10 protein-coding genes are annotated in these 8,315 nt (G+C 72.9%); 6 read left to right on the top strand and 4 right to left on the bottom strand.

Features of this window, described 5'->3' with window-relative positions; genetic code table 11:
• Nucleotides 1-108 precede the first annotated feature (108 nt).
• Nucleotides 109-525 carry a flagellar assembly protein FliX gene (locus tag A5481_RS31055; protein ID WP_048434292.1) on the bottom strand — a complete coding sequence of 139 codons (417 nt, stop codon included), beginning with the start codon at nucleotides 523-525 and terminating at the stop codon, nucleotides 109-111.
• A gap of 233 nt (nucleotides 526-758) precedes the next feature.
• Here A5481_RS31055 and A5481_RS31060 point away from each other — a divergent pair, with 233 nt between their 5' ends.
• The 3 genes from A5481_RS31060 to A5481_RS31070 are packed head-to-tail and all read left to right on the top strand — an operon-like array spanning nucleotide 759 to nucleotide 2,757.
• Nucleotides 759-1,862, top strand: a complete 1,104-nt coding sequence (locus A5481_RS31060; RefSeq protein ID WP_048434293.1) for a flagellar basal body P-ring protein FlgI — start codon at nucleotides 759-761, stop codon at nucleotides 1,860-1,862.
• A gap of 57 nt (nucleotides 1,863-1,919) precedes the next feature.
• Nucleotides 1,920-2,282, top strand: coding sequence for a rod-binding protein (locus A5481_RS31065; protein ID WP_048434294.1), 363 nt, complete (start codon nucleotides 1,920-1,922; stop codon nucleotides 2,280-2,282).
• Nucleotides 2,275-2,757: a hypothetical protein gene (locus tag A5481_RS31070; RefSeq protein ID WP_048434295.1), complete on the top strand. Its 483-nt coding sequence runs from the start codon at nucleotides 2,275-2,277 to the stop codon at nucleotides 2,755-2,757. The genes A5481_RS31065 and A5481_RS31070 overlap by 8 nt, the downstream gene beginning before the upstream one ends.
• A gap of 92 nt (nucleotides 2,758-2,849) precedes the next feature.
• Here the strand turns inward: A5481_RS31070 and A5481_RS31075 are convergent, their stop codons facing one another.
• From A5481_RS31075 to A5481_RS31085, 3 genes are all read right to left on the bottom strand, one after another.
• On the bottom strand, nucleotides 2,850-3,212 hold the full coding sequence (locus A5481_RS31075; protein WP_245238850.1) for a porin: 363 nt from the start codon (nucleotides 3,210-3,212) through the stop codon (nucleotides 2,850-2,852).
• A gap of 152 nt (nucleotides 3,213-3,364) precedes the next feature.
• Nucleotides 3,365-4,489, bottom strand: a complete 1,125-nt coding sequence (locus A5481_RS31080) for an aldose epimerase family protein (protein WP_048434297.1) — start codon at nucleotides 4,487-4,489, stop codon at nucleotides 3,365-3,367.
• A 123-nt stretch (nucleotides 4,490-4,612) separates the two neighbouring features.
• Nucleotides 4,613-5,083: a MarR family winged helix-turn-helix transcriptional regulator gene (locus A5481_RS31085; RefSeq protein WP_245238852.1), complete on the bottom strand. Its 471-nt coding sequence runs from the start codon at nucleotides 5,081-5,083 to the stop codon at nucleotides 4,613-4,615.
• 224 nt (nucleotides 5,084-5,307) lie between these two features.
• Here A5481_RS31085 and A5481_RS31090 point away from each other — a divergent pair, with 224 nt between their 5' ends.
• The 3 genes from A5481_RS31090 to A5481_RS31100 all read left to right on the top strand — a co-directional run bounded on the left by A5481_RS31090 (nucleotide 5,308) and on the right by A5481_RS31100 (nucleotide 8,170).
• Nucleotides 5,308-6,936 carry a long-chain-fatty-acid--CoA ligase gene (locus A5481_RS31090; protein WP_048434299.1) on the top strand — a complete coding sequence of 543 codons (1,629 nt, stop codon included), beginning with the start codon at nucleotides 5,308-5,310 and terminating at the stop codon, nucleotides 6,934-6,936.
• Between the two features lie 131 nt (nucleotides 6,937-7,067).
• On the top strand, nucleotides 7,068-7,463 hold the full coding sequence (locus A5481_RS31095; RefSeq protein ID WP_048434300.1) for a thiol-disulfide oxidoreductase DCC family protein: 396 nt from the start codon (nucleotides 7,068-7,070) through the stop codon (nucleotides 7,461-7,463).
• Nucleotides 7,460-8,170: an SDR family NAD(P)-dependent oxidoreductase gene (locus A5481_RS31100; RefSeq protein WP_048434301.1), complete on the top strand. Its 711-nt coding sequence runs from the start codon at nucleotides 7,460-7,462 to the stop codon at nucleotides 8,168-8,170. Before A5481_RS31095 ends, A5481_RS31100 begins: the two co-directional genes overlap by 4 nt.
• Nucleotides 8,171-8,315 lie beyond the last annotated feature (145 nt).

Raw genomic sequence — 8,315 nt, forward strand, 5'->3', positions numbered from 1 at the left:
TCGTGTCGTGGACCGTGCGCGTTGCCATCGCGAAGCTCCCCGAGTTCTCGGATTTTACCGCGTTTTCTGAGGCGAGCCGGTATCCACGTCGTCGGACCATGCTCGAGGTCAGGCCCCCGCCACTCCGAGCTTCGCCAGCTCGACCTGCGCCCGCAATTCGATGTGCCCGAGGAGATCGTCGAGGCGCGGGTCGCCGGTGCTGCCGTCGCGCTCGGCGAGGCGGCCGGCGATGGCCTTCAGCTCGCTCGCGGCGACGCGGCCGCCGAGCAGGGCGGCCTTGAGGCGGTCGAGGGCGTCGAGGAGGTCGTGGCCGCGCCGCGTCGCCCGGCGGCGGCGGTCGGCGGAGACCTCGTCCTGGCCCTGCAGGGTCAGGATGGCGCTCAGGTTCGCCAGCGGCATCGCACCGCCGGCGCTGACCGGCGCCCGGGCCGCCTCCATCCCGAGACTGAACACGCCGCCTGCCGGCAGGGAGCGCGACCCGGCTCCCGACAGGGGAGCGGCCGCGAGGCGGGTGTCGACGCGCATGGGATCGGGTCCGTCACGGGGTTCGCTGTTCGCCCGCCAAACCTCGCCCGGGTATGGTGAATGCGCCGTAAACGAGGCGGCAGAAACTGCCGCGGGGCGAAAACGACCGGGCCCGGATCGCCCGCCCGGGCGCGGACGCCGAAACGAAGCGGTAACCTTACCAGACACTTACGCGCACGGCGCGGGCTGGCACGGTCCTGGCAAACCGGAATCCCGAGTTTCGGGACCCCGTCATGCGCCTCCGCCTTCTCGCCCTCGCCTTCCTCTCGCTCCTGGTCGCCCAGCCGGCCCTCGCCCTGTCGCGGGTGAAGGATCTCGCCAGCGTCGAGGGGATGCGGACCAACCAGCTCGTCGGCTACGGCATCGTGGTCGGGCTCAACGGCACCGGCGACACGCTCAACAACGCGCCCTTCACCAAGCAGTCGGTGCAGTCGATGCTGGAGCGGCTCGGGGTGAACACCCGCGGCGCCACGATGCGCACCGCCAACCTCGCCGCCGTGATGGTGACGGCGAACCTGCCCCCCTTCGCCGCCAGCGGCACGCGGATCGACGTCACGGTCTCGTCCCTCGGCGACGCCAAGTCGCTCCAGGGCGGCACCCTGCTGGTGACGCCGCTGCTCGGCGCCGACGGCGAGGCCTACGCGGTGGCGCAGGGCTCGCTCGCCATCGCGGGCTTCCAGGCCGAGGGCGACGCGGCCAAGATCACCCGCGGCGTGCCGACCAACGGCCGCATCGCCAACGGCGGCGTGATCGAGCGCGAGATCGCCTTCAAGCTCAACGAGCAGAAATGCCTGCGCCTGTCGCTGCGCAACCCGGACTTCACCACCTCGAAGCGGATCGCCGCGGCGATCAACGACTTCATGGGCGCCGACACCGCCGAGCCGACCGACCCCTCCACCGTCACCCTGCAGGTGCCGCCGCGCTACCAGGGCAACATGATCCGGCTGCTCACCGAGGTCGAGCAGCTCAAGGTCGAGCCCGACCAGACCGCCCGGGTGGTGATCGACGAGCGCTCCGGCATCATCGTGATGGGCCGCGACGTGCGGGTCTCCACCGTGGCGGTGGCGCAGGGCAACCTCACGGTCACGATCACCGAGCAGCCGCAGGTGAGCCAGCCGGCGCCGTTCTCCAACGGCGAGACCGTGGTGGTGCCGCGCACCGCCCTCAAGGTCGATGCCGGCGAGAAGAACAAGCTCGCCCTGGTCAAGGAGGGCGTGACCCTGCGCGAGCTGGTCGACGGGCTCAACGCGCTCGGCATCGGCCCGCGCGACCTGATCTCGATCCTCCAGGCGATCAAGACCGCCGGCGCCCTGCAGGCCGACATCGAAGTGATGTGACGCGCACCGACGCCCTCCCCTGCCCTTCCCGTCCCCACACCCCGAGGTTTCCCGCCGATGTTTCCCCTCGCTACCCTCGCGGCCTCCGCCGGCCTGGCGGTCGGCCAGGCCCTCGCCGGGGCCGTCACCTCGGGCCTGTCGGGCGCCGCCGACAAGACCGACCCGGCGGCGGCCGGCAAGGCCAAGATGCAGAAGACCGCCAAGGACTTCGAGTCGATGTTCCTGGAGCAGAGCCTCGACGTGCTCAACCGCTCGCAGGGCACCGACGGGCCGCTCGGCGAGAACGGCACCGGCGGCGGCGTCTACCGCTCGATGCTCAACAAGGAATACGCCCAGTCGATCGTGCAGAGCGGCGGCGTCGGCATCGGCGACCAGGTGATGCGCGAGATGCTGCGGCTGCAGGGCGGCGCCAATGGCTGAGGCGCCCCGCCCCGCCCCGATCGCCGACCCGGACGCCGCCGAGCGGCTCGTCGCCGAGACCCTGGCCACCATGCGCGACCTCGAGGCCCTGATCGGGCGCGAGAGCGACCACATCCGGGTCGGGCGCCTCGCCGAGGGCCTGGCCGAGGCGCCGCGGAAGACCGCGCTCGCCGGCGCCTACCTCCAGGGGCTTCAGGCCGTGAAGGCGAATGCCGTGGCGCTCGCCCGCTTCGCCCCGGAGGGAATCGCGGCCCTGCGCGAGGCGCACGGCCGGTTTTCCGATGCGGTCGCGGCCAACCAGGCGGTGCTGGCCACCGCCCGGTCGGTCTCGGAGGGCCTGCTGCGCAGCCTCTCGGCCGAACTCACCCGCACCGCCGAGCCCAAGGGTTACGGCACCGGATACGGCAGCCGTCCGGCCCCCTCGCCCTACGGCCACCGCCGCAGCGCGCCGCTGGTGCTGTCGCGCAGCCTGTAGGACCGCAGCGCCTTCGAACGGAGCCGTTCGAAGGCGCTGGCTGAGCCCGAACGGGTGCCGACGTCGGTGCGACGGCGCGAGAGCACGAGGCGTCAGCGCCCGGTGCCAAGCCGGATATAGGCCCGGGCCGGGCCGTACTCGGTCTGGGTCCGGGTATCGATCGCGACCCGGCCGGCGCCGCTCACCACGCCCCGGGCCGCCCCGTCGAGGCCGGCGCCCGGCCGGGCCGGCACCGGCGTGCCGGCCTCGGCCCGCACCCGGCCGCTGATCCGCGTGCAGGGACCGCCGGGGCTGAAGCGGACGAAGCCCGGCCCCTCGTGCGGGCAGGCCTCGGGCGCCCTGGCGATGGGCAGGTCGCGGACGTCGAGCGCGTGGGCCGGCAGGGCCGCCAAGAGGGGTGCGGCGAGGCCCGCGACGAGGGCGACGGCCGCCAGGATCATCGGTGATGTGCGCAAGGGCCGGCCCTCCGGTTCGGGGCGGAGAGAAGCACGGCGCGAGCGGGCGCGCCAGGGCGCGGCGGACACGGTCGGGAGGGCGTTGACGCGGCGGGCGGGCCGGGGGCGCCGGATCGCCGACGCCCGACGGGCGGAAGGCGTCGACGTCGCGCCTACCTCGCCGCCGCGGAGAACCGGTAGGTGATGAGGTTCCGGTACGTCGCCCCCGGATCGAGGCGGGCGGTGCCGAAGGCGGGCTGGTTCGGCGTGTCGGGAAAGACCTGCGGCTCCAGCGCCAGAGCGTCCGACTGGCGGTAGGACAGGCCCGACTTGCCCACCGCCGTCGCGTCGAGGAAGTTGCCGGCGTAGAACTGCACCCCGGGCTGGTTGCTCGCCACCTCCATCACCCGGCCCGAGGCCGGATCCTCGACCCGGGCGACGAGGTGGGCGTCGGCGGTCGGGGCATTCGTCAACACGAAGTTGTGGTCGTAGCCGCGCCCGCGCGGGATCTGGGGATCGCGGCCGTCGCGGATGCGCGCGCCGATCGGCTCGGGCTTGCGGAAATCGAACGGGGTGCCGGCGACCGGGGCGATCTCCCCGGTCGGGATCAGGGTCGCGTCGACCGGGGTGTAGCGCTCCGCCGGGATCGTCAGGACGTGGTCGAGGATCGTCCGGCCGGACCCCTCGCCGGCGAGGTTGAAGAAGCTGTGGTTGGTCAGGTTGACGATGGTCGGCTTGTCCGTCGTCGCCCGGTAGTCGACCGTCAGGGTGCCGGCCGCGTCGAGCGCGTAGGTGACGCTCGCCGTCAGGGTGCCGGGATAGCCCTCCTCGCCGTCCGGGCTGACGTAGCGCAGGGTGACCGAGGGCGCCGCGCCCTGCTCGACCCCGGCGATCGTCCACAGCCGCTTGTCGAAGCCCTCGCGGCCGCCGTGCAGGGCGTTCGGGCCGTCGTTGCGCGCGAGCGCGTAGTCCTTGCCGTCGAGGCGGAAGCGGCCGTCGCGGATGCGGTTGGCGTAGCGCCCGACGCTGACCCCGAAATAGTTCGGCGCCTTGAGGTAGCCGGCCAGGTCCGCGTAGCCGAGCACCACGTCGGCCGGCGTGCCGGCACGGTCCGGCACATCGAGGGTGCGCAGCAGCGCGCCCCAGGTCAGGACCCGGGCGGTGAGGCCGCCGTTCGACAGCGTCACCTCCTCGACCGCGCGCCCGTCCGGCAGCGTGCCGAACGGCGCCGTCCGGGCCTCGCCGGCGACCGCCGGCAGGGCGCAGGCGCAGGCGAGCGCCGTGATCCATGCACGCATCCGCGTTCCCTCCGTCGCGCCGCCTCTCGCGGGCGGCCGGACCGGCGCGACCCGCGCGCCGGGGGATATACTCATACAAATAGCGGAGGCGCTGGCAATGCCCGACCTTCCGTCACGCGCCGGTCAGCGATCCTCGGCCCGGGCGGCGTCGCGCCAGGCCAGCACCACCCGCTCCAGCTCGGCCACGTCGCCCGGGGGCAGCCGCCCGAGGGTGCGGGCGACGTAGCCGGTCTGGGCCGCGATGCCGGTGCGGGCGAGCGCCAGCCCGGCCTCGGTCAGGTGCAGGGCGTGGGAGCGCCGGTCGCCGGGGATCGGGCGGCGCTCGACGAGGCCCGCCTCGACCAGCCGGTCGATCAGGCCCGAGACGTTGCCCTTGGTGACGTAGAGCCGCTCGGCGAGGTCCTGCTGGGTCAGGCCCTCGCGCTCGGACAGGGTCGAGAGCACGTCGAATTGCGGGATCGACAGCCCGACCGCCTTCAGCTCCGCCGCCACCGCGGCCGAGACGCGCCGGTGCAGGCGGATGAAGCGGAACCAGACCCGCAGCGGGTCGGCCTCGGCCGGGGCGTCCGCCTCGGCCGGGATGGGGGGGCGCAAGGGTGCGGTCATGGCGAATAGTTTACATCAGAACTATCTAGGCGCCACGCCCCTCGGCACTCTAGCCGCCCCTTCCCGGCTGCCATAAGCTGAGATCGTGAGACCGGAGGCCCGCAGGGGCGACCCAGGGGGCCCCGGCGAGCGAGGGCGCGCGGTCAAGCGCGCTCCATCGAGGGCGAGAGCGCGCGGGCAAGCGCGCTCCATCGAGGGAAGGACGACACGCCATGCTCGGCCTGATGCAGGACTGGCCCCTGCTGATCCACCGCGTCATCGACTACGCCGCCGTGCAGCACGGCGCCCGCCCGGTCATCTCGCGCTCGGTCGAGGGGCCGATGCACCGGACCGACTACGCCACGGTGCGCCGGCGGTCCTTGCGCCTGTCGAAGCGTCTCGCCGCCGACGGCATCCGCCTCGGCGACCGGATCGCGACGCTGGCCTGGAACACCTGGCGCCACCTCGAGACCTGGTACGGCATCACCGGCATCGGGGCGATCTACCACACGGTCAATCCGCGGCTGTTCGAGGACCAGATCGCCTACATCATCAACCACGCCGAGGACCGGATCCTCTTCCTCGACCTGACCTTCCTGGCCCTGGTCGAGCGCCTGGCCGACAAGCTGCCGACGGTCGAGCGCTACGTCGTCCTCACCGACGGCGCCCACATGCCGCAGACGTCCTTGCGCAACGCCGTCGCCTACGAGGACTGGCTGGCGGAGGCCGACGACGACTTCGCCTGGGCGTCCTTCGAGGAGAACACGGCCGCCGGCCTGTGCTACACCTCGGGCACCACCGGCCTGCCGAAGGGCGTGCTCTACTCGCACCGCTCGAACGTGCTGCTCGGCCTGATGGTGAACAACCCGGCCTTCATCGCGCTCTCGCCCAACGACATGGCGATGCCGGTGGTGCCGCTGTTCCACGCCAATGCCTGGGGCTTCTCCTTCGCGGCGCCGATGTCGGGGGCCGGCCTCGTCATGCCGGGGCCGAAGCTCGACGGCGCCTCGGTGCACGAGATCCTGGAGACCACCGGGGTCACCGTGACGGCGGCGGTGCCGACCGTCTGGCTCGGCCTGCTGCAATACCTCGACACGACGGGAAAACGCCTGAGCCATCTCAAGCGGGTGGTGATCGGCGGCTCGGCCTGCCCGCGGGCGATGACCGAGCGCTTCGAGCGCGAATACGGCGTCACCGTCGACCACGCCTGGGGCATGACCGAGATGAGCCCGATCGGCTCCTACTGCTCGCTCAAGCCCGAGGTCGCCGGTCTCGAGGGCGAGGCCCGCCTCGACCTCAAGATGAAACAGGGCTACGCCCCCTTCGGCGTCGAGTTCCGCCTGACCGACGACGAGGGCCGCGACCTGCCCTGGGACGGCACCACCTTCGGCCGGCTCAAGGTCGCGGGCTTCGCGGTGGCGAAGGCCTATTTCCGCTCGGACGAGCCGATCCTCGACGATCGCGGCTTCTTCGATACCGGCGACGTCGCCACCATCGATCCCAACGGCTACATGGCGATCACCGACCGCTCGAAGGACGTGATCAAGTCCGGCGGCGAGTGGATCTCCTCGATCGACCTCGAGAACCTGGCGGTCGGCCATCCCGACGTGGCGGAGGCCGCGGTGATCGGCGTGCAGCACCCGAAATGGGACGAGCGGCCGCTGCTCATCGTGGTGCCGAAGGAGGGCCGCACCCCCGACAAGGCCGACATCCTGGCCTACATGGCGCCGCGCATCGCCAAGTGGTGGATGCCCGACGACGTGGTGGTGGTGCCGGCGATCCCCCACACCGCCACCGGCAAGATCCAGAAGACGGCGTTGCGCGACCAGTTCCGGGACTACCGGCTGCCCGGCGCGGCATAAGCCTTCCCGGCGGGCGCCCTCCCGGTGCCCGCCACCTCGCCGGCGCGACCTTATCGCGCGCTCGGCCCACGGTGACGAACGATCCCGCGCCCATAGCTGAAGGCACGGCGCGACATCGTCGAGGACACCGGATGGGCGAGGATCTGACCGTCTACTACGATGGGGCCTGCCCGCTCTGCCGGAGCGAGATCGCGCATTACCGCGGCCGGGCCGGGGCGGAGCGCGTCCGCTTCGTCGATCTCGCCTCGATCGAGGCCGGGGCCGCCCTGGGCCCGGGGCTCGACCTGCCCGCGGCCAGGGCCCGGTTCCACGTGCGCGAGGCGGACGGACGGCTCGTCTCCGGCGCCGCCGCCTTCGCGCGGCTCTGGCACCGGCTGCCGGGCTGGCGCTGGCTGTCCCGGCTCGTCGAATGGCGGGTGTTCGGCCGGCAGCCCGGGCTGGCCGTGGCCGAGGCGGCCTATCGCCTGTCGCTACCCCTCCGGCCGCGGCTGGTGCGGCTCCTGCGGCTCTCCGGCTCCGGCCGATGAGCAGCGCGGTCGTGGTCGGGGCCTCGGGCGGGGTCGGTCGCGCCCTCGTCGCGGCGCTCGCGGCGGAGGGGGCCTACGGCACCGTCTTCGCCCTGTCGCGCGCGTCCGCGCCGCAGCCCGAGGCCGTGCGGACGGTGCCGGTCGACGTCACCGACGAGACTTCCGTCGCGGCGGCGATGGGCGAAGTCGGGGAGGCCGGCCCGGTCGGGCTGGTGATCGTCGCGAGCGGCGTCCTGCACGGGCCGGGCATCGCGCCCGAGAAGGCGCTGCGCACCCTCGATCCGGCCGCGATGGCCGAGGTCTTCGCCGTCAATGCGATCGGCCCGGCGCTCGTCGCCAAGCACGCCCTGCCGCTGATGCCGCGAAAGGGGCGCTGCGTCTTCGCCGCCCTCTCGGCGCGGGTCGGCTCGATCGGCGACAACCGCCTCGGCGGCTGGTACGCCTACCGGGCCTCGAAGGCGGCGCTGAACCAGATCCTGCGCACCCTCGCCGTCGAGACGGCGCGCACCCATCCGGAACTGATCGTCGCCGGCCTCCATCCCGGCACGGTGCAGACCGGCCTGTCGCGGCCCTTCCGCCCCGATCCGGGCCCGGGCCTGTTCGCGCCGGAGGAGAGCGCGGCCCACCTCCTGCGGGTCCTGGCGGGCCTGGGACCCGGCGATTCCGGCCGCGTCTTCGCCTGGGACGGGCAGCCGGTCCCGCCGTGACGCCTCTCGGCTGGACCTGTGCAGACTTCGCCGAAGTGGTTACCGGTTCGGCGCCAAAAATCTGCGACACAACAAGAACCCAAGCGGGCGAAGCGTTGGCCTGCCCACGGTACACGACAGCGCGACCTCGGCCCGACCATAGGGG

The organism is Methylobacterium platani (assembly GCF_001653715.1).
GTDB lineage: Bacteria > Pseudomonadota > Alphaproteobacteria > Rhizobiales > Beijerinckiaceae > Methylobacterium > Methylobacterium platani.